The organism is Veillonella sp. 3913 (genome assembly GCF_003992235.1).
Classification (GTDB): Bacteria; Bacillota; Negativicutes; order Veillonellales; family Veillonellaceae; genus F0422.
The window spans coordinates 16509-42933 of sequence record NZ_RQVF01000007.1; the positions used below are offsets into that span (position 1 = coordinate 16509).

General features: G+C 41.4%; 18 protein-coding genes. 6 read left to right on the forward strand and 12 right to left on the reverse strand.

The window, feature by feature from the left end:
* Positions 1–142 precede the first annotated feature (142 nt).
* The 6 genes from aroF (at position 143) to EO113_RS07525 (ending at position 7757) form a co-directional block, all read left to right on the forward strand.
* Complete coding sequence (gene aroF, locus EO113_RS07500; RefSeq protein WP_009353135.1) at positions 143–1150, forward strand: 3-deoxy-7-phosphoheptulonate synthase; 1008 nt, start codon at positions 143–145, stop codon at positions 1148–1150.
* 9 nt (positions 1151–1159) lie between these two features.
* On the forward strand, positions 1160–2215 hold the full coding sequence (gene aroB, locus EO113_RS07505; protein ID WP_127135968.1) for a 3-dehydroquinate synthase: 1056 nt from the start codon (positions 1160–1162) through the stop codon (positions 2213–2215).
* Between the two features lie 137 nt (positions 2216–2352).
* Positions 2353–3618 carry a 3-phosphoshikimate 1-carboxyvinyltransferase gene (gene aroA / locus EO113_RS07510; protein ID WP_127135969.1) on the forward strand — a complete coding sequence of 422 codons (1266 nt, stop codon included), beginning with the start codon at positions 2353–2355 and terminating at the stop codon, positions 3616–3618.
* A 26-nt stretch (positions 3619–3644) separates the two neighbouring features.
* A complete protein-coding gene (gene aroC, locus EO113_RS07515) occupies positions 3645–4769 on the forward strand; it encodes a chorismate synthase (RefSeq protein WP_127135970.1) in 1125 nt (374 codons plus the stop codon).
* On the forward strand, positions 4770–6005 hold the full coding sequence (locus EO113_RS07520; RefSeq protein ID WP_127135971.1) for a shikimate kinase: 1236 nt from the start codon (positions 4770–4772) through the stop codon (positions 6003–6005). It abuts the gene before it with no gap.
* 378 nt (positions 6006–6383) lie between these two features.
* On the forward strand, positions 6384–7757 hold the full coding sequence (locus EO113_RS07525; RefSeq protein WP_126940865.1) for an amino acid permease: 1374 nt from the start codon (positions 6384–6386) through the stop codon (positions 7755–7757).
* A gap of 1124 nt (positions 7758–8881) precedes the next feature.
* Here the strand turns inward: EO113_RS07525 and uvrC are convergent.
* From uvrC to fabG, 12 genes are all read right to left on the reverse strand, one after another.
* Positions 8882–10699, reverse strand: a complete 1818-nt coding sequence (gene uvrC / locus EO113_RS07530) for an excinuclease ABC subunit UvrC (RefSeq protein WP_127135986.1) — start codon at positions 10697–10699, stop codon at positions 8882–8884.
* Positions 10700–10767: 68 nt separating this feature from the next.
* Entirely contained in the window at positions 10768–13632 is a 2865-nt protein-coding gene (uvrA, locus tag EO113_RS07535) for an excinuclease ABC subunit UvrA (protein ID WP_127135972.1), read from the reverse strand.
* Between the two features lie 8 nt (positions 13633–13640).
* Positions 13641–15749, reverse strand: coding sequence for an excinuclease ABC subunit UvrB (uvrB, locus tag EO113_RS07540; RefSeq protein ID WP_127135973.1), 2109 nt, complete (start codon positions 15747–15749; stop codon positions 13641–13643).
* Positions 15750–16209: 460 nt separating this feature from the next.
* The gene (locus tag EO113_RS07545; RefSeq protein WP_009353142.1) at positions 16210–16608 is read right to left on the reverse strand and encodes a hypothetical protein; all 399 of its coding nucleotides are present in this window, start codon (positions 16606–16608) and stop codon (positions 16210–16212) included.
* Between the two features lie 6 nt (positions 16609–16614).
* Entirely contained in the window at positions 16615–17535 is a 921-nt protein-coding gene (gene ftsY, locus EO113_RS07550; RefSeq protein ID WP_009353136.1) for a signal recognition particle-docking protein FtsY, read from the reverse strand.
* Entirely contained in the window at positions 17525–21067 is a 3543-nt protein-coding gene (smc, locus tag EO113_RS07555; protein WP_240633684.1) for a chromosome segregation protein SMC, read from the reverse strand. The genes ftsY and smc overlap by 11 nt, the downstream gene beginning before the upstream one ends.
* A gap of 183 nt (positions 21068–21250) precedes the next feature.
* The gene (locus EO113_RS07560) at positions 21251–22318 is read right to left on the reverse strand and encodes an elongator complex protein 3 (protein WP_127135975.1); all 1068 of its coding nucleotides are present in this window, start codon (positions 22316–22318) and stop codon (positions 21251–21253) included.
* Positions 22319–22375: 57 nt separating this feature from the next.
* Positions 22376–23107, reverse strand: coding sequence for a ribonuclease III (rnc, locus tag EO113_RS07565; RefSeq protein WP_127135976.1), 732 nt, complete (start codon positions 23105–23107; stop codon positions 22376–22378).
* A 2-nt stretch (positions 23108–23109) separates the two neighbouring features.
* Positions 23110–24354, reverse strand: a complete 1245-nt coding sequence (gene fabF, locus EO113_RS07570; protein ID WP_009353559.1) for a beta-ketoacyl-ACP synthase II — start codon at positions 24352–24354, stop codon at positions 23110–23112.
* 24 nt (positions 24355–24378) lie between these two features.
* Positions 24379–25335: a nitronate monooxygenase family protein gene (locus EO113_RS07575; RefSeq protein WP_126940871.1), complete on the reverse strand. Its 957-nt coding sequence runs from the start codon at positions 25333–25335 to the stop codon at positions 24379–24381.
* Positions 25336–25405: 70 nt separating this feature from the next.
* A complete protein-coding gene (locus EO113_RS07580; RefSeq protein WP_009353552.1) occupies positions 25406–25636 on the reverse strand; it encodes an acyl carrier protein in 231 nt (76 codons plus the stop codon).
* 44 nt (positions 25637–25680) lie between these two features.
* Complete coding sequence (gene fabG / locus EO113_RS07585; RefSeq protein WP_009353560.1) at positions 25681–26424, reverse strand: 3-oxoacyl-[acyl-carrier-protein] reductase; 744 nt, start codon at positions 26422–26424, stop codon at positions 25681–25683.
* Position 26425: the final 1 nt, after the last annotated feature.

The following is a 26425-nucleotide window of genomic DNA, read 5'->3' on the forward strand; positions in this document are numbered from 1 at the left end:
CTAATTTAGGTATCATCACTGAGTGGCTTTAAATAGTGGTAAGGGCTACCCGTACTAGGTATAGGCGGGTAGCCCTTTTTATATATCTTCCTATACCACCACTCACAAATACCTATACATGTTAAGATTTTAGGAGGACCTTATGATTATTCGATTACACACTACAGCAACAGAAGTACAAATTGCAGAACTACGTCAACTGTTAGAAGCCACTGGCGTTACATTACATCCAGTACATGGAGAACAACAAGATATTATCGGTTTGATCGGCGATACATCCTGTGTCGATTTACGCACTATTGAATCCCTTCCATACGTTGAAAAGGTTATGCGTATCCAAGAGCCTTTCAAAAAAGCAAATCGTAAATTCCATCCTCAAGATACGGTGGTTACTGTAGGAAATACAAAAATCGGTGGCGGTCACTTTGCTATCATCGCAGGCCCTTGTTCTGTAGAAACACCAGAACAAGTCATCGAAGTAGCGAAGGCTGTAAAAGCAGCTGGTGCTGGCATTCTTCGTGGTGGCGCTTTCAAACCTCGTACTTCTCCATACTCTTTCCAAGGTATGGGACCAAGTGGTTTAGCCTTATTAGAAGAAGCTAAAAAAGAAACAGGTCTACCTATTGTGTCAGAAGTCATGGACATCTCTCAATTAGAATACTTCGATAATGTAGATATGTTGCAAATCGGCGCTCGCAATATGCAAAACTTCAATCTTTTAAAAGAAGTCGGCAAATTACGAAAACCAATCTTATTAAAACGTGGGCTATGTGCTACCTACGAAGAATGGTTAATGGCTGCGGAATACATCATGAGCGAAGGTAATGAACAAATCGTTCTTTGCGAACGTGGTATTCGTACCTTCGAAACACGCACTCGTAATACTTTAGATGTAACTGCTATTCCAATGATGCACGAGTTATCCCACTTGCCAATCATTATGGACCCAAGCCATGCAGCAGGTATGAGCCGTATGGTTCCATCCTTGTCCTTAGCCTCCGTTGGTGGCGGTGCTGATGGTTTAATGATTGAAGTTCACAATAATCCAGAAAAAGCATTATGTGATGGTCCGCAATCCTTACGCCCAGAGCAATTCGCTACTTTGGCAAACCAAGTATTCACACTTCGTGACGCATTAGGTCATAAATAGGTCACTACTATGGATACAATTCATATTCAAGCATCCACTTCTTACGATGTGATTATTGAGCGGAAAAGCTTGCCTCGTATTGGTAAGTACTTACACGCTATCAAGCCTCCTTGTTCCGTCATGATTGTTACTGATGACAATGTGGGCCCCCTCTATGCTTCCACTGTTTCAGATGCCCTACAACAGGCAGGTTACACCGTTCACACCTACACGTTTCCTCATGGTGAAAGTGAAAAGAATGGCCATCGTCTCATGGACCTAGTAGAAACATTAGGAAATGCAAAATTGGCTCGGAAAGACCTAATCATCGCCTTAGGTGGTGGCGTCGTCGGCGACCTTGCTGGGTTCGCTGCTGCCACCTACTTACGGGGTATCGATTATGTACAAGTACCTACGTCACTGTTGGCTGCTGTCGATTCCTCTGTAGGTGGTAAAACAGCTGTTAACCTAGAGTGTGGTAAGAATTTATGGGGTGCTTTTAAACAACCTATCCTCGTTCTCTGTGATCCAGAAACACTTTCTACCTTACCTAAAGAGGAATGGATTAATGGATGTGGGGAAATCATCAAATATGGTTTCTTAGACCATCCAGAGTTACTAGATCAACTTCGAGAACGACCAATCTTACAACATCCAGAAGATGTAGATACTGTCATCGCTCAATGTGTGCGCATCAAAGCCCATGTGGTGGAAGTAGATGAAAAGGAAAGCGGCCTCCGTGCGACGTTGAACTTAGGTCATACCTTTGGACATGGTATCGAGCACGGTAGCGCTTTCACCATCCCGCACGGCAATGCCGTTGCTTTGGGACTCCTCATCATGGCAAAAGGTGCTGTAGCCAACGAAGAGCTAGACCTTGCCATCATTCCTATAATCGAAAGCTTATTACTATCTCATCAATTACCAACCACAACGGATATTTCAAAAGATGTAATCTTAGAAGAAGCTAGTCACGATAAAAAAGCCTCTGGCTCTTCCATTACTATCGTTGTTCCTACAGGGTATGGCACATCGATGCTAAAAAAAGTTACTTTCTTTGAATTGGCTACCTACTGTAGAATGTAACTATCGTTTCTATTCTGTATATCTATTACGTATAATAGTATTTACACGTAAACAAAACAGATTCTACATTTACCTTTTATCAGTATCCTTATAGAACTTTCCCAGTGGTTATGGTAAGGATACAAGAAAGGATTCCTATGCAACATGTTTCCAATGTACTTTTACGTGGCACAATCCCAGCCATACCGGCTAAGGCCCATGCTCATCGGGCACTTATCTCAGCGGCCCTTGCCACGAGTCCTAGCTCAATTTTAATCTCCCACTCTTCCAAGGACATTGACGCCACCATGGATTCCTTGCGATCCCTTGGTAGCAAAATAACCTATGAACAGGGTGTGGCTCATATCACTCCGGGGCCTCCCCCTTCTATTGGGCACGTATTACCACACGAATCAGGCACAACATTACGATTGCTCTTACCAGTGTCCGCCGCTATCTGTGATACTGTAAAAGTAGACGCCAAAGGGCGTTTACCTGAACGTCCACTAGAACCATTACTGAGCGAAATGAAAGCACATGGAGTGTCCTTTTCACAAGAAGCACCGCCTTTCACTATGTCAGGGAAATTACAAAGTGGTACCTTCTCCATGACGGGAACCGTAAGTTCTCAATTCTTCTCCGGCCTTCTTCTAGCGGCACCACAACTGGGGCACACCACCGTGAATTGCACCAGTTCCTTACAATCGAAAGACTATGTAACATTAACCATAGAAACGATGAAAGACTTTGGTGTGCAAGTAATAGAAGACATCACCGAAGAAGGATATCCAAGTTTTACTATCGAAGAGAACCAACACTTCCACGGTAATGAGAAATATCTGATTGAGGGAGATTGGTCTAATGGTGCCATTTGGCTAGTAGCCGCCGCTATGACAGGTCAATCTATCTCTGTCACTGGGTTACGTTCTGATTCTGTACAAGCAGATAAACGGAGTCTTTCCATTTTAGAAAGCGCTGGTGTCACTTGTACGTGGAATGGCACTACTATCACGGTCACTGGCAAAGCACATAAGCCAATCCTCGTTAATTTAGAGCAAATGCCAGATTTGTTACCTATTTTATCTAGTCTAGCCTGCTCCATAGAAGGAGAATCTACCTTCATCAATGGAGCTCGCCTTCGATTGAAAGAGTCAGACCGTTTAGAAGCGGTAGCACAACTTGTTCGTGATTCTGGCGGCATTGTTCGCATAGAAAGGGATAACCTGTATATTACAGGAACAGGTACGCTTGCTGGTGGTATTGTAGACTGTGTGAATGACCATCGCCTCGTCATGGCTGGTGCCTTAAACGCACTCATCGCTACCTCCCCTATAATCTTGCAAGACAGTGAAGCCATCAGTAAGTCGTATCCTCACTTTTTTGAAGACTGGAAACGATTAGGTGGGCAGACACATACTATATAAATGTATTTAACAAGTAAGGAGTAATTATGGCATCCTATTTCGGTCGTACTGTGAAAGTCTCCACCTTCGGTGCCTCTCACGGTCAAGCTATTGGCGGAGTTGTAGACGGACTTCCTTGTGGATTTCCTGTCAATCTAGAAACCTTGCAAGCCTTTCTAAAACGACGAGCTCCAGGGCAACATCAATTACAAACACAAAGAAAAGAAGCAGATATCCCTGAGTTTCAATCAGGCATCGTACAAGGAAGACTGAGCGGTTCTCCTTTGGCTTTCACAATTAAAAATACATCACAACGAAGTGGGGATTACGATAACCTGCGAGATGTGCCACGCCCATCTCATGCAGATTACACCGCTCGCATGCGCTATGGTGAGTATGTGGATATGCGTGGGGGCGGTCATTTCTCTGCTCGCATAACAGCCCCTGTTTGCGTAGCTGGTGGCATTGCTATACAACTATTAGAATCCATCGCCATTCATGTGCGTGCACACTTAGCACAAGTTGGCACTGTCCCAGATACATCTATCGATTATACTAACCCACCTATGGACAAGCTCGCTAGTATCAGCACTGAAGCGATTCCTATGTTAGACCCTGTGCAACGTCATACAGCAGAGCAACTTGTATTAGAATTAAAAACATCGGGCGATTCCACTGGTGGCATCGTACAGGTATTTGCCACAGGTTTACCTGTTGGCATGGGGAATCCCAATTATGATGGTATTGAAAATCGCTTAGGCGCTACGCTGTTCGGCATGCCTGCAGTGAAAGGCATTTCCTTTGGGTCTGGTTTCCCTGGCTGTGCGTCCCGCGGAAGCAAGCAAAACGATCCTTTCATCATCACTGATGAAGGTGTTCGTACCAAAAACAATAACAGCGGTGGCATCCAAGGTGGTATTACCAACGGTATGCCCCTTGTGATGCAAGTAGGGATTAAGCCCACACCGTCCATTTATCATGAGCAAAACTCAGTATCCCTCAGTAACCATAGTGCTGAAGTATTACAAATTCAAGGTCGCCATGACCCTTGCGTAGCGCTACGTGCCGTTCCTGTAGTAGAAGCTCTAACGGCTCTTGTCCTCTTAGATTTTGTACTAGAACATGATCCACATGTATTCCGTCATTTCAGTCATCGTACGTTGGAGGTGTAAATGTTTGGATTATTAGGCCGCACCTTGGGCCACACCTACTCCCCCATGATTCATCAAGCCTTAGGAAATACATCCTATGACATATTTGAAATGGAACCAGACCAACTACAAGATTTTTTTAATCGTTCTGAATTACAAGGCTTAAATATTACCATTCCCTATAAAATCAATGCCTTACAGGCTTGTCATCACATCAGTGATATTGCAAAAGCAATTGGTTGTGTCAACACTATGGTGCGCCAAGCAGATGGTTCTTGGTATGGGACCAATACGGACTATGATGGCTTCCTAGCCACCTTGGATTGGTCTAGCATAGAAGTGACAAATAAGCATTGTTTAATTTTAGGTGATGGAGCCTCGTCCAATACAGTGCATGTGGCATTAGAAAGATTAGGCGCCGCCTCTATTACCCATATCAGCCGCCATCGCTTTCCTACATATGGGCACATTGCACAATTTTATGAACGAGCACAGATAATTATCAACTGTACTCCAGTTGGTATGTATCCTTATTGTCCTGACCAAAGCATTCAATTAGCCCCTTTTACTCACTTAGAAGGTGTTATCGACTTGGTGTACAATCCCCATCGTACAGGTATTTTGTTAGAAGCGAAATCTCTCGGCATTCCTCATGTGAATGGGCTCATCTTCTTATTGTCCCAAGCCATTGCGGCGAGTGCTTTATTTTTACATCGCACCTATGATGAAAGTATCCTTTCAGACCTATACAAACAATTTCGACAAGATCAAGAAAATATTATTTTAATTGGTATGCCTGGGTCTGGTAAAAGTACCATTGGCAAAGCCTTAGCCAACCTAACAGGAAGACCACTAGTAGATATCGATAGCCGCATAATAGAGGAAGTCGGTTCCATTAGTGATTATATTTTAACGCACGGTGAAGCTGCCTTTCGCACAGTAGAATCTAATATCATCAGTGACATAGGAAAGCAGACAGGTCTTATCATCTCCACTGGTGGCGGTGCTGTCACCATACCGGAAAACTATGCCCCCCTTCGTCAAAATGGACGAATATATGAAATTTATCGTCCCTTAGAAGAGCTAGATACAACGGGACGTGTTCTCTCCTCTGGTGGCATAGAACGATTGCAAGAATTGTACACAGTACGGGATCCCCTATATGCACGATTCCGTCAAGCACAAGTTCTAAACACTGGTACTCCTGAAAGCGTGGCTCAACGTATCCTAACGGACTTATATAGCAATCTAGTATAACTTGCTATTAAGATATATACTATATCAGTCTTTCTTTTCTTATATCTACTCATCACTATTGGGATTCAAAGTTGAATGTATCAGATAGGTTTCTTATAGATGAATATATGCTACTACAATATATATACAAGCTATTGTCTACATCCTCTAGAAAAAATATATAAAATCATGAGATTATATAAAAGAATGTAATCTATTTTTAAGCATACGCTAAGATATTAAATACACGTAATCGGCTTTCAAAGGTATTTCTTAGAAATACATGAAAGCCTTTTTACTGTCTAACCATAGTAATTTACTAGCATTAATTGACATTCTATAGAAAATAGTTTACTATTATCAAATATAAAAGTTTATATTGTTTAAGGAGGTTTTACTATGACGGACTCGCAACAAGAGTTAAAGCGTGGTCTTAAAAATCGCCACGTTCAATTATTAGCCATCGGTGGTGCTATCGGTACAGGTTTATTCCTCGGCTCTGGGCGATCTATTAGTTTAGCGGGCCCCTCTATCCTCCTCACGTATCTGATTACAGGTATTATCTGTTTCTTCATGATGCGTGCTTTAGGAGAGTTATTGCTTTCCAATTTAGATCACCATTCCTTCATTGACTTTGTAGAAGAATATTTAGGTGACCGAGCGGCCTTCATTACAGGTTGGACCTATTGGTTCTGTTGGCTTTCACTGGCCATGGCGGACTTAACTGCGGTCGGCTTGTACATGCAGTACTGGATACCGTGGATGCCACAATGGATACCGGCCCTCATCGTACTAGGCATATTACTAGTTATGAATTTGACAGCGGTAAAACACTTTGGTGAAATGGAATTTTGGTTCGCTTTAATAAAAGTAATTGCCATTGTATCACTCATCATCATTGGTCTTATCATGATTCTTACAGGATTCACTACCAATGCTGGTGCAGCTGCCTTTGATAACCTATGGAATTACGGCGGTTGGTTTCCAAATGGAACCATGGGCTTTATCTTATCTTTCCAAATGGTAGTATTTGCTTTCACAGGCATTGAACTAGTAGGCCTCACAGCTGGGGAAACGGAAAATCCAAAAAAAGTTATCCCTATGGCCATTAACAATATTCCATTGCGAATTATTCTATTCTATATTGGATCTCTGGCGATTATCATGAGTATTTACCCATGGATTGCAGTAGATCCAAATTCTAGTCCCTTCGTGGCTGTGTTTAATGCAGTGGGTATCCTGGCTGCTGCGAGCATCGTAAACTTCGTTGTTCTAACATCGGCAGCATCTGCTACCAACTCCGGTATCTTTTCCACTAGCCGTATGATCTACGCATTATCAAAACGCGGACATGCACCGAGTCGAATGAAACGATTGACGAACCATGCTGTACCCTATCAGGCAACACTATTCTCCGCTGCAGCTTTACTATTTACCGTAGTCTTGAACTATGTCATGCCTGAAAGCGTATTCATCATGATTACATCTATCTCTACATTCTGCTTTATCTATATTTGGGCCATCATCGTCGTATGCCATCTCAAATATCGCAAGCAAAGACCAGAACTGGCGAAGCAATCTTCTTTCAAAATGCCACTGTACCCATTCATGAATTACCTGATCCTAGCGTTCTTCCTATTTATCTTGGTGGTACTAGCATTACAAAGTGACACACGCATCGCCCTCATGTTTACACCATTCTGGTTCATCCTACTATGGGCCTTCTACTCCATGTTGGCACCTAGCGATGACGATGAAAGCAATAATAACTAATACAAAAACATAAAAGAAGATCACGATGTACTCCAAATACTATGACTTATCATTTGTGAGGAGAATACCGTGATCTTTTTGATTGTACTATGCTTTGACAAATTCATTTATGTGTATACCATAACAATATCATATGTCGTTCATAGCAACAGAGAGTTATACATAACAATTTTTGTAATTTCTATAAAAATATGGTATACTATATGTAATAAAAAGAAGGGCCACCAACGTGTCGAAGGCGTTAGGCTCATCTCTAAAGTGCTAAAGTAGATACGCCTAACGTATTAAGGTCTAGGAAACCTTATGTCGTTAGGCGTTATCATTAATTATTTGAACAAATCAATGATTTGTACTAGTAAGTCTAAAATTAAAATCATTAAATAGATTTTTTCAAACTTTGTCATAGTACCACCTCCTCCTATAGTTAGGAAGAGATGAGCCCAACTCACGTCGGTGACCCTTCTGTATTTTCATTATAGCATAAACTATGCAAAACGTTATCTTTTGAAAGATATTTTTTTAGAAAATAGATAATCTATCCATAAGGAACGCAGCACTAGCGTAGAAGATCCTGCGGCGCCCTTATTGACTAAATCAAACAACACCAAAAACGAGCAACATGTTCCGGAGCAAACCTAACCACTGTATCAGTTTGTGGAGGAATATGTTGCTCGTTTCCTTTGCTATATAAACAAGCACCACAAGATTTCATAACAAAACAAGTGACGCCCACCTGTGGATGAGTTCATTCCGTGTGGTATCAAAATTAATCCACGTAAGAAACGAGCAACAATTCCTTAAGATACACTACCAATGATAGCGTCTCTGTGGCGTTTCTTTATTACCTAAATACAACAAACACAAGAAGAGCACGGTGTGCCCCGAACAAACATTATGAAATACCGTTTGTGAGGGGTATACCGTGCTCTTCCCTTTGCTAGCTTAAATCCCGTACGCCACAGACTTCATAGAGAAACAAGTATCCATTCTCTCCTCGGCGCCCCACCTGTGGATGAGTTCTTTCCATAGGGCATCAAAATCAATCTATGCAAGAAACGAGCAACATATTCCGGAGCAAACCTACCGTAGGATCAGTTTGTGGAGGAATGTGTTGCTCGTTTCCGTTATTTTAAATTCCGCCGAAAGAACTCATACACAGCCAAAGCCGCTTTTTTGTTCATCCCCTCAACGCTCTTCAATTCTTCCAACTCCGCTACTCGCATAGCATCTAAATTCCCAAAATGCTTATACAATGCTTTTCTTCGTTTTGGTCCTATGCCTTCAATATGGTCGAGAACGGATTCTAAGTTCCGCTTTCCACGCAGTCTACGATGGTAGGTAATGGCAAAGCGATGGGCTTCGTCACGTATTTGTTGGAGCAATTGTAATTCTGGCGTATGGTGTTCTAGAATAATACTTTCTGACTCCCCTTCGATGAATACTTCTTCGATTCGTTTTGCCAAAGATATGACAGGTACATCAGTAACTCCCATAGCACGGATGACTGGTAATGCTGCATTTAACTGACCTTTACCACCATCAATAATAATCAAATCTGGCATAGGCCAATCTTTTTCATTACCGTAGCGCCGTTCCATAATCTCCGCCATGGACGCAAAATCGTCAGGCTTCCCTTGTACTGTTTTTAGCTTGAATCGACGATACTCTCGTTTTGCCGGCTTTCCACCTTCAAAGACCACCATGGATGCCACCGTTTCTGCCCCTTGCATATGAGAAATATCGTAACATTCCATACGCTCTGGCAATCGTGGCAAGTCGAGTACTTCTGCTAATTTTTTCACGGCCCCACCGGACTTATCTATCGTGTATTGCCACTGACGACGACGTTCTGCCAAGAAGTTCTGAGCATTTTCCTCCGCCATCTTGATAAGGTCTTTTTTATAGCCCCGTTGAGGTACAGATACGTCCACTTGTTGACCTTTCATAGAGGAGAACCATTCACTAAACAGTTCACGGTCCACACTATCCATCGGCAATAGCAATTCTTTAGGTATGAACGTAGATCCTCCATAATACTGTTTAATGAACTCCGTCATCACTAAATCTGGACTATCCCCTTCATGTTGGACAAAGTAATTTTCTCGTCCCAATAAACGACCACTACGAATAAAAAACAATTGAATACATGCCATAGGACCATCTATGGCCATACCTAGTACATCCATATCGCCTCGCTGTGTGACCATACGTTGCTTTTCTTGTACCTTTTGGATGCTCAAGAGGTCATCTCGATACTTAGCAGCGAGTTCAAACTCTAAGTCCTCCGAGGCTTGCTCCATCTTGGATGTAATCTCTTGGATGATCTGTACTTGTTTGCCTTCGAAGAGAGCTACAATATCATCGATATATCTTCGATAGGATTCTACCGTCACATAGTTCATGCAAGGTCCTTCGCAATAATGCATATGATATTGCAAACAAGGTCGTTCTACTTTCATACTTTTACAAGTACGCAATGGATAATAGGAACGCAAAATACGCAGTACATGATGTACCGCTGTGACATCTGTGAAAGGTCCAAAATACTTCGCTCCGTCGCGTTCTAAGCGACGAGTCATAAAGAGTCGTGGAAAGTCCTCTTGCACAGTGATCTTTACATAGGGATATGTCTTGTCATCACGAAGCATAATATTATATTTCGGATGATGCTCCTTGATTAAAGTCGCCTCTAGGATAAGAGCTTCCATTTCTGTTTTCGTTTGGATCGTTTCCACATCCCACGCACGACGCATCATAGCGGTCACTTTCACAGAGCGATTCACATCTTGCTGCACATAGGACCGCACACGATTGCGCAAGTTGATGGCCTTTCCCACATAGATGATGCGCTGGTACTTATCACGCCATAAGTAAACCCCTGGCGTGATAGGTAGATGACTGACCTTTTCCAGTATATACGCTTGCTGTTCTAAATCTCCCATCATCATATCTTTCTGACTAGAGGGATTAAAATTCACTTCTTCTGCTTGCAACTGTGGATCTATGGGATTCATAGTATTTCCTCATCAACCAAAGGATGTTGTTCCATATAGTTCCTAGTTTTATCTAACACAGGACCTAAGAATTTACCCGTGTAACTTTCAGGTAAAGCAGCAATCTCCTCAGGTGTACCGGTGCCCACAATAGTACCACCACGGAAGCCACCTTCTGGACCTAAGTCGATAATATGGTCCGCCGTTTTGATCACATCTAAATTATGCTCGATAACCACCACAGTATCACCACCATCTGTAAGCTTTTGCAATACCTCTAAAAGCTTGCGGATATCTTCTACATGTAATCCAGTAGTCGGCTCATCCAGGATATATAAGGTTTTCCCTGTACTGCGCCGAGCCAGTTCAGTGGCTAGTTTCACACGCTGTGCTTCCCCACCAGACAAGGTAGTTGCCGCTTGTCCTAAGCGAATATAGCCTAAGCCTACCTCTTGTAAAGTTACCAATTTACGGTGAATTTTTGGGATAGCACTAAAGAAGTCTACCGCTTCATCTACGACCATGTCCAATACATCGGCAATGCTTTTACCTTTGTATTTCACTTCCATGGTTTCTCGATTGTATCGAGCTCCTTTACATACCTCACACGGTACATACACATCTGGCAAGAAATGCATTTCGATTTTGATGATACCATCTCCACGACACGCTTCACAGCGACCGCCTTTGACGTTAAAGCTAAATCGCCCTGCTTTATAGCCACGAATCTTCGCTTCATTGGTTTGACTATATAACTCACGGATGGCATCGAAGACCCCTGTATAGGTAGCAGGATTAGAACGTGGTGTTCGACCGATTGGACTTTGGTCAATGTTGATGATTTTATCCACATACTCTAAACCACGAATCTCCTTATGGGCTCCTACCTTATGATGACTTCTGTAGAGTGCATTGGCTACACCTTTATATAAAATTTCGTTGATCAATGTCGATTTACCGGATCCACTCACACCGGTCACAACAGTAAATAAACCGATAGGGAATTTCACATTCACTTGTTGTAGGTTGTTCTCTTTAGCTCCACGAATCTCTAAACAAGCTTTTGTTGGTTTTCTCCGTTCTTTTGGTAATGGAATATACTTTTGACCACTTAAATATTGACCAGTAATGGATTCTTTCACAGCCATTACCTCTGGTACTGTACCTTGCGCCACGATTTGACCACCATGCTCACCTGCCGCAGGGCCAATATCTACCAAATAGTCCGCTGCTAGCATCGTATCTTCATCGTGTTCTACTACGAGTAAGGTATTTCCTAAGTCACGCAAGCCTTTCAGTGTTTCGATTAAGCGGTCATTATCTCGTTGATGCAAGCCAATGGATGGTTCATCTAAAATATATAAGACCCCAACGAGTCCCGAACCAATTTGTGTGGCTAAACGAATTCGCTGTGCTTCCCCACCAGATAATGTGCCGGCACTGCGGTTCATCGTCAAATAATCTAAGCCCACATTATTTAGGAATCCCAAGCGAGCATTGATTTCTTTCAAAATTTGTGCCCCTATGAAAGCCTCTCGTTCCGTTAACTGTAGATTGCCAAAATAGTCCACCGCTTCACTAATAGTTAGCTGTGTCACTTCATCTATATTTTTATCCCCTACACGGATGGCAAGGGATTCTGGTTTCAAACGAGCACCCTTACAAGCTGTACATGGTTTAATAGACATATAGGATTCGAACTCTTCCCGCATGCTATCCGTAGTCGCCTCTGCATGACGGCGTTTCACCATTGGCAAAATACCTTCATATTCGGTATGGAATGTTTTCACCTCTCCACGCATATTTTCGTAGTCGAAAGTCACTTTCTCAGTACTACCATACATGACTTCTTTTTGTAAGGCTGTAGGCAGTTCTGAAAAACTTGCTTCTAGTGTATATCCATGCGCTTTCAACAAGCCCTCTAATTGACGCATGAACCACGCATTAGGGTTCGAACTCAATGGGGCTACTCCCCCATCTATAAAAGGCACCATTGGATCTGGAATGACACGATCTTCATCTACCTCCATGGTACTGCCTAATCCCAAACAGGATGGACAGGCACCAAAAGGACTGTTGAAAGAGAACATACGAGGTTCAATTTCTGGCAATGAAATGTGACCGTTAGGACAGGTAAAATGAACACTAAATTGATGGACTGGGCCGTCGACCTCTTGGATGATAACAAAACCTTCTCCATGATGAATGGCCGTTTCTAAGGAGTCCGTCAAGCGGCTTTCTAAACCTTCCTTAATAACAAGACGGTCTACAACAATTTCAATATTGTGTTTTTTATTTTTATCTAAGTTGATTTCGTCCTCAAAGGTATGAATCTCTCCATTGATGCGAACGCGAGCAAATCCATTTTTACGAATTTGTTCCAACACTTTTTCATGGCGACCTTTTTTACCTCGCACCACTGGTGCCATCACCATAATCTTAGTACGTTCCGGCAATTTCATGACTAAGTCTGTTATTTGCTCAATAGTCTGTTGGGCAATCTCTTCTCCACAAGTAGGGCAGTAAGCTCGACCAATACGAGCAAATAATAATCGCAAATAGTCATAAATTTCTGTCACCGTTCCCACCGTAGATCGAGGATTACGGCTCGTCGTTTTTTGGTCGATGGATATAGCTGGTGAAAGCCCCTCAATGTAATCTACATCAGGTTTATCCATTTGCCCTAAGAACTGGCGAGCATAAGCAGATAAGGACTCCACATATCTGCGCTGTCCTTCTGCGTAAATCGTATCAAAGGCTAGGGATGATTTACCGGATCCACTTAATCCTGTTAATACGATGAATTGATTTCTTGGTAGAGCCACGTCAAGATTCTTCAAATTATGTTGACGGGCTCCTTTTATAATTAATTGATCTTTCAAAATAACTCCTATTCTTCATTCATGTCTGACCAAATTTGGCGCAATCTGCCCAATTCATCACGCAACTCAGCAGCTCGTTCAAATTCTAATTGTTTTGCCACTACTTTCATGAGGCGTGTGGTCTCTTCAATGGCATTGAACACATCTTCTTTCGTTTCGTATCGCGGTTTCGTTGAAAGTGGCTCAACCGTTTCTGCCACCACTTCTGTTGGAGCTGTTGTATCATACACCATAGTGCTATTCTGTTTAGACTTGCGACTTTTCTTAGGTGTAGAAACTTCACCCTCTACTTTGGTCAACTCAATTAAATCTTTCACTTCCTTGCGCACTGTGCGTGGTGTAATTCCATGCTCTGTATTATAGGACTCTTGCAAGGTACGACGACGTTCTGTTTCATCCATGGCGCGTTGCATAGAGCCTGTAATACGGTCAGCATACATAATAACTTTCCCTTTTTCATTACGAGCTGCACGGCCTATGGTCTGAATCAAGGACGTATCACTGCGCAAGAAGCCTTCCTTATCTGCATCTAAAATAGCCACTAAGGATACTTCTGGCATATCTAAGCCTTCCCGTAGTAAGTTAATTCCCACGAGAACATCAAAAACACCGGCCCGTAAATCACGGATAATATCGGCACGCTCAATGGTAGCAATGTCGGAGTGTAAATAGCGCACTCGAATCCCCATTTCTTTTAGGTAATTTGTTAAATCCTCTGCCATTTTCTTGGTTAACGTCGTTACCAACACCCGTTCATCCGACTTCGCACGGTCTTTAATTTCTCCTAATAGATCATCCATCTGCCCCTTAATAGGTCGGATTTCAATAATAGGATCTAGCAAACCTGTTGGACGAATAATTTGTTCTGCTACATTGGTCTGTACTTCCATTTCATAGGGCCCTGGTGTAGCAGATACATAGACAATTTGATTGATTCTCTCTACAAACTCTTCAAATTTTAACGGTCGATTATCCGCCGCCGATGGCAAGCGGAATCCGTAGTCGATCAAATTATGTTTCCTAGCTTGGTCACCATTATACATAGCACGAATTTGTGGCAAGGTCACATGGGATTCATCAATGATGATAAGGAAATCATCTGTAAAATAGTCGATAAGGGTCATTGGCGCTTCTCCAGGTTGACGGTTAGACAACAGACGGGAGTAGTTTTCAATCCCCGAGCAATAGCCCATTTCCTGCATCATTTCAATATCATATCGTGTTCGTTGCTCCAATCGTTGCGCTTCTAAGAGACGGCCATTTTCATTAAAGTATGCCAAACGTTCAGCCAATTCTGTCTCGATGCGCCCAATGGCAAGGTCTAACTTTTCCTTCGTCGTTACATAGTGAGAAGCTGGATAGATAGCCACGTGTTTACGCTCTACGATAACATCACCTGTAAGCACATCAATTTCCACTAAACGATCGATTTCATCACCGAACATTTCTACACGAATGGCTCTTTCACTGGTGCCAGCTGGGAAAATTTCCAACGTATCCCCTTGTACTCGGAAAGTACCTCGCACAAAGTTCATATCATTTCGGGTATATTGGATGGATACTAATTTACGAAGAATATCATCCCGGCTATATTCCTGACCTTGTCGCAGGGATACACAAAGCGTGCTATAGTCCTCTGGGTCTCCTAGGCCGTAGATGCAGCTGACAGATGCGACGATAATGACATCTTTCCGCTCAAATAAGTTCATTGTCGCCGAGTGGCGCAATTTATCGATTTCTTCATTGATGGACGCATCTTTTTCAATGTATGTATCTGTAGAGGCAATGTACGCCTCTGGTTGGTAATAATCGTAATAGGATACGAAGTATTCCACTGCATTCTTAGGGAAAAAGCTTTTGAACTCACTGGCCAATTGGGCTGCTAATGTCTTATTGTGGGCAATGATCAAAGTCGGCTTTTGTACAGCCTCGATGAGTTTAGCCATGGTATATGTTTTTCCCGTACCTGTAGCACCTAGTAATACCTGTGCCCATTCCCCTCGTTCAATTCCCTCTGCCAAGGACTGGATGGCCTTTGGTTGGTCACCCATCGGTGAATAGGGGGCCTCTACTTGAAAAGGTATGCCTTCCTCAGGAAAATGATGCAATCCGCTCATAGTCACTCCTTATATTCTCTATCTGTAAACAAGTAATATTCACTTGTATCTATATCTAGTAACTTCTATATTATATCACGAATACAGAAAATATTATATCGTATGTTCGATACAATAGCATACTAGAGTCACATACGATTTTCTCACCCTTGTAGGATATTGTGATATTATATTGATCTCTCATCAAATAATACAATACACCTGAATATAAATAGATGATTACATAAAGATTAGATATAACCAGTAACAGTAGATAAAAAGAAAAAGCTGAATACAAGATTCAACTTTTTACTTATCTGTTATACTGTCCTACCTAAGAAGTTCTACACTCCTAAACAGACATTACAATATACCATTCATTTTGTGCATTTCAGTCTTATAGCGGTTTATTCATGCCACTATCACAAGGTAATAGATACCCCATAAATGTTACAGTAGTACTCATGCGCACTCTGTAAGACTATCCTTTGCCACGAATCCGACGCAGTTCTTCTTCTGTGATAGGTGTATCCCCTTGTAAGGTTTGTGTCGCGGTGTCATCCCCCTCTAACATTTCAATGAAGATGGCAATACCACAATCAGATAAATGATGAGTTTCATCACCATGATCATGTTCTAGAGAGTCCTTCATGTTCTCAGCAATACGATGGACAAAATTCCATTGCTCATCCGTATAACTTTCAATACGGCTAGCAATTTCTTTCCAATTACTTAAGAGTAAGCGTGTGAGAGGTCTGTACAAATCACCGCCTACAAATTCCATAATATCTACAGCACATTCAATACTGTCTCTATCGATACCATAACCATTCATCTCATTTTGGTCCACAACGTATTCATATAATTTATTTCTAGTCATGGTCCACTATTCTCCTTTGTCAAAAAGAGCATTAGCAAATTCTTTTGCATTGAAAGGACGCAAGTCATCCATTTGCTCACCCACGCCAATCCAACGCACAGGAACGCCCAACTCTTCTTTGATAGAGATAACTACACCACCTTTTGCGGTACCATCTAATTTGGTTACCACAATCCCTGTGACAGGTACTGCTTCACCGAATAGTTTTGCTTGGCTTACCGCATTTTGACCTGTAGTGCCATCTAATACTAATAAGGTTTGATGCGGTGCACCTGGAATTTGTTTGTCTGCTACACGGCCGATTTTTTTCAATTCTTCCATAAGGTTCACTTTGGTGTGCAAGCGCCCTGCTGTATCTACAATGACTAAGTCTGCTTCTTTAGCAACTGCTGAGGCACAGGCATCAAATACCACTGCTGCTGGATCCGCACCTTCCTTATGTTTTACAATGGATACACCTACGCGATCGGCCCAAATAGATAATTGTTCAGATGCAGCTGCCCGGAATGTATCTCCTGCTGCAATGATTACTTTTTTACCTTGCTCTGCATAGTAATGCGCTAATTTCGCAATAGTTGTCGTTTTACCAACACCATTGACACCCACCACCAAGATCACTTCTGGTTTGTGAAGCTCCAACACTTCCTCTTGAGCTCCTAGCATTTCTGTAATGCGCTCTTCCATAAAAGGCATCACTTCACCAGTATTATTGATAATCCCTTCTGTCACACCTCGGCGGATTTCTTTCATTAAATAGGCCGTTGTTTTAGGTCCTAAATCACCTACTAGCATAGTAGCTTCTAAATCATCTAAAAAATCATCATCGATTTCAGCATAACCAATAACAATAGTTTCTACTTTTTTTACAAAATTATTTTTTGTCTTTTCTAAACCTGCTTTCACACGGTCAAAAAAACTAAATGCCATAGTCGTCATTCTCCTTTACTTCATCAAAGGCTACTGTTAATAAACGTGACACCCCTCGTTCCACCATAGTCACCCCTTGTAAGACATGAGCTGATTCCATAGTCCGTTTACGATGGGTCACCACGATAAATTGTGTGGCATTCCCCAAGTTATGCAAATATTGGCTAAATCGTTCCACATTGGCATCATCTAAAGCGGCATCTACTTCGTCAAGTACACAGAATGGAGCTGGTCGATAATCCAGCAATGCAAACAATAAGGCAATGACCGTCAACGCTCGCTCCCCACCAGATAATAAGCTCAATTGTTGGCGCTTCTTTCCTGGCGGTTGGATATAAAAGTCAATGCCACTTTCTAAAATTAATTCTGGATTCGACGCTACAATCTGCGCTGTACCGCCTCCAAACAATTGAGAGAATACATGCTGAAATTTCTCACGAATCTCTGTAAGAACTCCTTGTAGTTGCTCAGACATCGCCCCATCAATTTCAGCAATAACGCCTTCAAGTTGTTCTTTAGCTATCACTAAATCCTCTTTTTGTGCATGATAGAATGCTAGCTTTTCTTTCGCTTCTTCATATTCCACAATGGCATTAGGATTGATAGCTCCTAAGCTTTCAATCTGCCTTGCTAAGTTCGCCTGTTGTTGTTTCCACTCATGTACGGAGCCACCTAACTGTATATTCTGTGCCTCTTGTTTAGTATACCCTAAAGCGCCCAATTGTTCCAATGCTTGTTCGCCTTGTAGTTGATATTTTGTTAACCCTTCTTGTAGGTCCACTAGTTTTTTCTGCACAATTCGTTGACGCTGTTCTTGTTGATTTCGTTCTTCTTGCAATTGACTTAATTGCAATTCCCAAGTGCGTACTTTTTCTTGTCCACCTTTACGAGCTTCTCCAATGGCTGCTACCCGTTTTTCTATTGCTTGTTTTTCTGATTCTAATTCTAAAGCTGGTTCACAACCTAAGCGTATGACATCCTCACCTAATTGGCTTAACCGTCTATCTAAGCTTGCAATATTTATTTCCTTATCTTTGATATATTGTTCTAATTGAGCTAATTCTTTTTTGCTTTGTTCTAACAACAATCTAGATTGTTCCCATCGTAAGCGTACTCCTTGCAATTCTTCATTTTGCTCACGTTCTCGGTCTTGTAAAGTTTGCTCTTGAGCAACTAAGCTAGTGACTTGCTCTTGATGTCCTTCTCGATTCTCTAACTGTAAAAGTTCATCTGCTAGCCTTTTAATGTTCTCCCCTAAAGTTATTTGCTTATCTTGAACCTTTTGTACTTCCTCATGATAGGTCTGCACCATTCCACTTAAGTTAATTTGCTCTCCTTGGGAGCGTTGCTGCTCTTGCTGCAAGCTACGTAACTGCAATTCTTCTTGTTCATAGGTTTGACGTAATCCCTTACCAGACTGTGTTAAAGCTTCTATTTCTTTGTCTAGTCCTTGTAAAGTCTGTTGTAACACCTGTGCTGTATCTCGTAATACATGAATATCTTGCTGTAATGTGTCTTGCTCTTCTTTACGGGACAAGATAGACACTTTTTTTCGTTTTGTAGCACCACCTGTTAGAGCACCACCTGGTTGCAATTGCTCTCCTGTTAAGGTAACAATCCGCAATTGTTGATGATATTCTTTTTGCAATGCTAATCCATGGTCCAAGGTATCTACAATAAGAGTACGCCCTAATAGCTGATTAAATACGCCTGTATATTGTGTATCAAATTGAATGCAGTCTACACCTAATCCCAATACATAAGGCGATGTTAAGGCTTTATGATCGAGTCGTTTTCCTCGTACCATATCCATCGGTAAAAACGTAACTCGACCACCTTGTGTGCGTTTTAAGTATTGTACTGCTTCAGAAGCAATCTTTGCAGTCTCTGTGATAACTTGATGAATAGCACCACCTAAAGCAGTTTCAATGGCCACTAAGAATTTTTCTTCTACAGTGAATACATCACCAATAGCTCCACGAATATGAGAAGACCAAGTTTCTTTCGCTTGTAATACATGTTTTGTGCCTTCCAAATAACCTTCATGCAGCTCTTCCCAACTATGTAACAGTTCTAAACGACCTTCTTTAGCTTGCAGTGTTCTTTGTACTTCTACTAATTCCTGATTTTTTTGTCGGCGTGTATCCTCTAGCTGTTGTAATGATTGACGTGCTATCTCCAACGCTTCCTCTACTTTACTAACAACCTGTTGTTGCGCCTCTAATTGCCCTTGTGTTTCTTCTACAGATTGTTTTATATCTTGTAAAGTAGCCTTCAAACGTTGCGCATCATCTTTCTTTTGTGTTTCTAACTCTTCCGCTCTTGCTAATTGATGGCGAGCTTCTTCCAACTCACGAACAACACGAATATGACGCTCATGAGCATGTTGCTCCGCTATGCGCATACCATCTAAATTAGCCTTCACTTGACTAAGAGAGTCTCGAGTGCTTTGCAAATTAGATTCCGCTTGTTTTACATCTTGTCCAATGGATGTTAAGTTACTTTCTTGGTCTTTCAAAGATGTCAAGTCACAATCATATTGTTGTGCTTTAACTTTCAGTTCTTCCTTCCAAGTTCTTAACTGTTCTTCTCCACCTTTTAACTCTTCTACCATATTGGCTTCTTTTAAGCGAGCTACTTCAATTTGTCCAGTCAGTTCCCCTAATTTACCTTGTAAAGTGGCATATTCATCTTCCATACTTTGGTTGGTTTCACGAAATGATTGAAGCTCATTTTGTGTGGTTTTATAAGTCTCTTGAATTGTATCTAAGCTAGTTTCTAATTCTTCTTGCTCACGAAGGTAGGATAAGTTTTCATTTTCTTGGCGTGTAAATAAACGATCCGCCGTTTTATATTCATGAAAAGCAATAGCTCCATCATAGCTACGCTTATCCTGTGATAATGTATTGTACTCACGTGTTACATTAGCTTTCGCCTCTAATTCTACTAATTGATCTCCTAGCGTACTCATCACATCATCTAATCGTTCCATATTACGATCTGTACTATTGATACGCCGAATAGCATCTTCTTTATTCATTTTAAAGCGAGAGATACCCGCCACATCTTCAAATATTAAGCGACGTTCTTCTGGTTTACTATTCAAGATAGCATCGATACGATTCTGCCCGATGATGGCCATAGAATCTTTACCTAAGCCTGTATCAGCCAATAATAGATGAATATCTTTTAACCGGCAATTTCTCTTATTGATTTGGAATTCACTTTCACCATTGCGATACATACGGCGTGTGATAACAACTTCTGCTAATTCTTTGCCCAAAGTGCCATCACTGTTATCAAAAATTAAGTTTACCTCTGCCGTATTGTGAGGGCGACGAGCTTCTGTGCCAGAAAAAATAATATCTTCTGCTTTTTGTCCACGCAAATGGCGTACATTCGATTCCCCTAAAACCCAGCGAATCGCATCAGTAATATTACTTTTACCACTACCATTAGGGCCTACAATCCCAGTCATGCCTGGAGAAAAAGACACTACCGTTTTATCAGCAAAGGACTTGAATCCTTTCATTTCTAGTCGCAATAATTGCATGACTGCTTCCTTTCTATGTATACATAGGTATGTTTCAAATTTACACAATATAATATATTGTTCATACTATATCCTAACCTGACACCTATTTCCAACCTCTCATCACATACTCTCTCTACAGAATATTAGTTAATCCATTGTTGTATAACCATAACCCACTATTTAAAGAGGCAAGCTATATAGTATATGATCTATCATGACATGCAGTACTCCAGTATTATTATTTTCCTGTTTTTCTTGCCAAGTCCATTCTATCTGCTTATATTCCTGTCCAAAATACTCTATATTTCTGTTCTTCAATCCACGTATCTTTGATGTGAAAGGTCTTGGATATTCTACAATGACCTTATGAATCACACCAAATACTTCTAGGTGTTCTTCTATGGTTTGCTGGATAGCTTGAAGCCATTCATAATTGACTACCAATTCTCCAAAGGCAGGAGCATAGGGTCCTCCTACAATACCACGACCAGCATCAAAATCTTCTGTACTTTGTAATCCTACACGTATGATCTGTGTACCTTTGCCTTCTAAATAGGATTTTAAAAAAGCACTATAGGCTACCGCTTGTTCTATTGTTAATGGTACATAACTACCTTCATGAACACGATCAGCTAGTTCTGTATCTTCAATGACAATCACAGGATAAATGCGACATAAGTCAGCCTGCAATTGACCGGCTTTCACCGCCGTTTTTACTAAAGTAGTCCAGGTTTCGCCAGGTAACCCAGGGAGTAATTGTATACCTAAAGTTATTCCTTCTTCACGTATCATTTTACACGCCTGTTCCACATCTTCTACCGTATGCCCTCGTTTAGCTTCTACTAGCATGGATTCCTCTAATGTTTGTACTCCTAATTCAATGGTTCTTACACCACTAGTAAAGAGCTCTTTCAATCGATCTTCTCTGATAGCATCAGGACGAGTAGACAAACGAATTCCTTGAACTATTCCTTGTTGAAATGCTTCTTTAGCTGGTTCCAATAATGTATCTTGCATTTCTTGTGGTATCGCCGTAAAGCTACCACCAAAGTAAGCTACTTCCCATTGTCCACTATATCCTTGTTCTGATACGGCTCTTTGTATGGAAGAACGAATGATTTCTGGACTGACCATCTCTTGTTGTCCTGATATACGTGGCTGATTACAAAATACACAAATATATGGGCAGCCAATATGAGGAATAAAAAATGGAAGTAATCTAGTTTTCTCTTTTTTGCTGTCCCTCATAACTGCCTCCTATGTATCATATAGAAAAAGGAGTGGTTCCCCACCCCTCAATCCTTACTATTGTATAAGCTTTTCATAAGCCTCTTTAGCTGCTGCTTGGGCTGCCACTTTTTTATTTCGCCCAGAACCTACACCTGATGGGACTCCATCGATGACTACTTCCATAGTAAAGAATTTATCATGATCCGGTCCCTCTTCATAGATAACATGATACCGTATCACACATTCCCCTTTTTGTTGTACTAACTCTTGGAGCAATGTTTTAAAATCTTTTCCTACTTTCCCGGAAAGTGCCATATTCATATATCCATGCAAATGACTCAAAACAAACTGTTTTCCCACATCATAACCACACTCTAGGTAGATAGCCCCTAAGACAGCCTCAAAAGTATCTGCCAAAATGGAGTTTCTATTGGCTCCACCACAATGCCGCTCGCCTCTACCTAAGCGTAAATATTTTCCTAAGTCTAGAGTACGACTACATTCTGCTAAAGAACCTTCACAGACGGTGCATGCTTTTAAACGGGTCAGTTCACCCTCAGTCATTTCTGGATATGTAGTAAATAAATATTCTCCTATAATAAGATCTAACACTGCATCCCCTAAAAACTCTAATCGTTCATTATGATATTCATGGGATAATTTATGTTCATTCGCATAGGAAGAATGTGTCAAAGCACGATTTAATGTACTTATATTGCGTAAAGGCAAATGTAAATTCGCAATAAGCTCGTGAAGTAATGCTTCACGAGCCTTGCTAGTTACTTTGCTACTTTTAGGAGCATTCACAATTACGCCTCGTAACGACGAACAACGATAGTACCGTTGTGTCCACCAAAACCGAAGGAGTTGGAAAGAGCTACATCAACTTTCATGTCACGAGCTCCGTCAGATACATAATCTAAATCCAATTCTGGATCTGGATTATCAAGGTTAATTGTTGGATGCACTTTGCCAGTCTCAATAGCCATTGCCATAACAATGGCTTCAATAGCACCAGCAGCACCTAATAAGTGACCTGTCATAGATTTTGTGGAGTTTACTGCTAATTTACTAGCATGATCTCCAAATAATTGTTTGATTGCCAATGTTTCATTTGCATCATTGATGGATGTAGATGTACCATGGGCATTAATATAATCAACTTCTTCAGGTTTGATACCTGCATCATTCAATGCTAATTCCATGCATTTACGAGCTTGTGTACCACCTGGTGCTGGAGAAGAAATATGATATGCATCACCATTTGTACCATATCCCACTACTTCTGCGTAGATATGAGCACCACGTGCTTTTGCATGTTCTAATTCTTCTAATACAACGATACCAGAACCTTCGCCCATTACGAATCCATCGCGATCAGCTGCAAATGGACGAGATGCTTTTGTAGGTTCATCATTACGTGTAGACATAGCTTTCATAGATGCGAAACCAGCTACTGCTGCTGGAGAAACTGCCGCCTCTGTACCACCAGCAAACATTACGTCTGCTTGACCATGTGCAATCATGCGGAATGCTTCACCAATCGCATTTGTACCAGAAGTGCACGCTGTAACAACAGTTTCTACTGGTCCTTTTAAGCCTAATTGAATAGATACACGACCAGATACCATGTTTGCAATCATCATAGGTACTGCAAATGGACTTACACGACCTGGACCTTTTTCAAATAAAGTCACATATACATCATGGATAGAATCAATACCACCAATACCAGTACCAACTACAGTACCACAACGATCTGCTTCTTCTTTGTCTAAATCTAAATCAGCATCTTTTTGCGCAAGCACTGCCGCTGCAATGGCAAATGCTGCAGAGCGGTCCATACGGCGCGCTTCTTTTTTATCAATTCCAAATTGTGTTGGATCGAAATCTTTAATTTCACCTGCAATACGAGTTGCATAATCACTTGCATCAAATCGAGTAATTGGACCGATACCAGATTCGCCACGTAGCAATGCATTGTAAAAGTCATCTTTACCGATTCCCACTGGTGTCACAGCACCTAAACCAGTAATAACAACACGTCTTTCCATTATTCCACCTCTTTATAATCTCATTTAATCAATGGCTGCTGCCTCTGAAACTAGGCGAGCAAAAATCTCTTTCACAGGTAATATGGAGTCTACTTTACGCATATTATTACCCGAGAACACTAATCCCGTTTCCACGTCACCTTGTTGAGCACGTGAAAGGGCTTTAATAATACAGAATTTGTGAGAACAATGCTTTAAGCATCGATGACACTCTGTAGGTGGCGGTACTGTACCGTCTAATACTGTTTCTGCAAACTTATTACGCAACGCTTGTCCTGGAAGTCCTACTGGACTTTGGATCAAGACAATATCATCTGGAGCATCTGCACGAACGTACATTTTTTTCAATTCATCAGAGGCATTACACTCCACACTAGCAGCAAAACGGCTTCCCATTTGTACTCCACTAGCACCGAGCTTAATCATCTCCACAATATCTGCTCCATCAAGAACCCCACCAGCACCGATGACTGGAATATTTTTCACAGCTGCCACTACTTCAGGTACTAATTCACGAGAGGAGCGATCTGTACCTAAGTGACCACCTGCTTCACAACCTTCCACGATCACAGCGGAGGCTCCTAATCCTTCAGAAATACGAGCTAATTTAGGAGTGGATACGATTGGTACAATAGGTGTACCAGATTCACGACCTAAGGCAAACATATCTCTGGAAAATCCAGCGCCAGCTACTACGAGGTCAATACCCTCATCAATGGCCGTTTTTACAAGACCTAAAAATTCTGTAGCGGCTACCATTGCATTTATACCGATAATGCCCGTAGGCGATAATTTTCTTGCTAATTGTATTTCGTATCGTAATTCATCAAAAGGCATGCCAGATGCTGCAATCAGGCCGATACCACCTTCATTTGCAACTGCTGCAGCCAACCGAGCTGTAGACAATCGGATTGCCATTCCACCTTGAATTACCGGTACTTTGGCTACCAATTTCCCTATTTTAAGTTCAGGGAGTTTCACTATTATTCCTCCTATGTGCAAATCCACTCAGGGAGCCGAGGCCCCCTTTGTGGTGCATAAGTGCTTAGACTTATTTTGTAGAATCGATGTAATCAACTGTATCTTTTACAGTTTTGATTTTTTCAGCAACATCATCAGGGATTTCAATATTGAATTCCTCTTCAAATGCCATGATCAATTCAACGATGTCAAGAGAGTCAGCGCCTAAATCATCGATGAAAGTGGAATCGATAGCCACTTCAGATTCGTCAACGCCCAATTGTTCAACAACAATAGCTTTTACTTTGTCAAATGTGCTCATTACGTACACCTCCTTTCATGTAGTCTATGTATAGAATCTTGCGTTTACATCACCATTCCACCGTCTACATTGAGAACTTGGCCAGTAATATAACTTGCAAAGTCAGACGCTAAAAACGTTACTACACTAGCAATTTCTTCCGGTTGACCCATGCGACCAAACGGCACAGTAGCTGCAATACCTTCTTTAATTTTTTCAGGTAACACATCTGTCATTGCTGTTTCAATAAATCCTGGTGCTACGGCATTTACAGTAATACCACGAGCTGCTAATTCTTTGGCACAAGTTTTGGTAAAGCCAATTACCCCTGCTTTAGCAGCGGCATAATTGGCCTGACCCACATTACCAGTAACACCAGATACAGATGTCATATTGATAATGCGACCAGCACGTTGTTTTACCATAAGCTTAGCAACTGCTTTAGTCACAAGGTATACACCTTTTAAGTTAATGTTTAATACTTCATCCCAATCGGAATCTTTCATGCGAATCAATAATCCGTCACGAGTGATGCCTGCATTATTTACAAGAATATCGATATGACCAAATGTCGCAATTGCTTCATCTACCATGGCTTGTACATCGTCTGCATCGCCTACATTAGCTTTAATTTTGATAGCCTTACGGCCCAATGCTTCAATTTTTTCAACAGTTTCTTGTGCTACTGCTTCATTACCAATAAAGTTTACAACTACATCTGCTCCAGCTTTTGCTAATTCAATAGCAGTGGCTTGTCCGATACCACGGGAAGCACCTGTAACTAAAGCTACTTTACCTGTTAAATTCATT

Bases quoted from the DNA above. Each gene is read 5' to 3' on its own strand.
- aroF (WP_009353135.1), top strand. From the start codon at position 143: ATGATTATTCGATTACACACTACAGCAACAGAAGTACAAATTGCAGAA.
- aroB (WP_127135968.1), top strand. From the start codon at position 1,160: ATGGATACAATTCATATTCAAGCATCCACTTCTTACGATGTGATTATT.
- aroA (WP_127135969.1), top strand. From the start codon at position 2,353: ATGCAACATGTTTCCAATGTACTTTTACGTGGCACAATCCCAGCCATA.
- aroC (WP_127135970.1), top strand. From the start codon at position 3,645: ATGGCATCCTATTTCGGTCGTACTGTGAAAGTCTCCACCTTCGGTGCC.
- EO113_RS07520 (WP_127135971.1), top strand. From the start codon at position 4,770: ATGTTTGGATTATTAGGCCGCACCTTGGGCCACACCTACTCCCCCATG.
- EO113_RS07525 (WP_126940865.1), top strand. From the start codon at position 6,384: ATGACGGACTCGCAACAAGAGTTAAAGCGTGGTCTTAAAAATCGCCAC.
- uvrC (WP_127135986.1), bottom strand. From the start codon at position 10,699: ATGGGAGATTTAGAACAGCAAGCGTATATACTGGAAAAGGTCAGTCAT.
- uvrB (WP_127135973.1), bottom strand. From the start codon at position 15,749: ATGAGCGGATTGCATCATTTTCCTGAGGAAGGCATACCTTTTCAAGTA.
- EO113_RS07545 (WP_009353142.1), bottom strand. From the start codon at position 16,608: ATGACTAGAAATAAATTATATGAATACGTTGTGGACCAAAATGAGATG.
- ftsY (WP_009353136.1), bottom strand. From the start codon at position 17,535: ATGGCATTTAGTTTTTTTGACCGTGTGAAAGCAGGTTTAGAAAAGACA.
- smc (WP_240633684.1), bottom strand. From the start codon at position 21,067: ATGAAAGGATTCAAGTCCTTTGCTGATAAAACGGTAGTGTCTTTTTCT.
- EO113_RS07560 (WP_127135975.1), bottom strand. From the start codon at position 22,318: ATGAGGGACAGCAAAAAAGAGAAAACTAGATTACTTCCATTTTTTATT.
- fabF (WP_009353559.1), bottom strand. From the start codon at position 24,354: ATGGAAAGACGTGTTGTTATTACTGGTTTAGGTGCTGTGACACCAGTG.
- EO113_RS07580 (WP_009353552.1), bottom strand. From the start codon at position 25,636: ATGAGCACATTTGACAAAGTAAAAGCTATTGTTGTTGAACAATTGGGC.
- fabG (WP_009353560.1), bottom strand. From the start codon at position 26,424: ATGAATTTAACAGGTAAAGTAGCTTTAGTTACAGGTGCTTCCCGTGGT.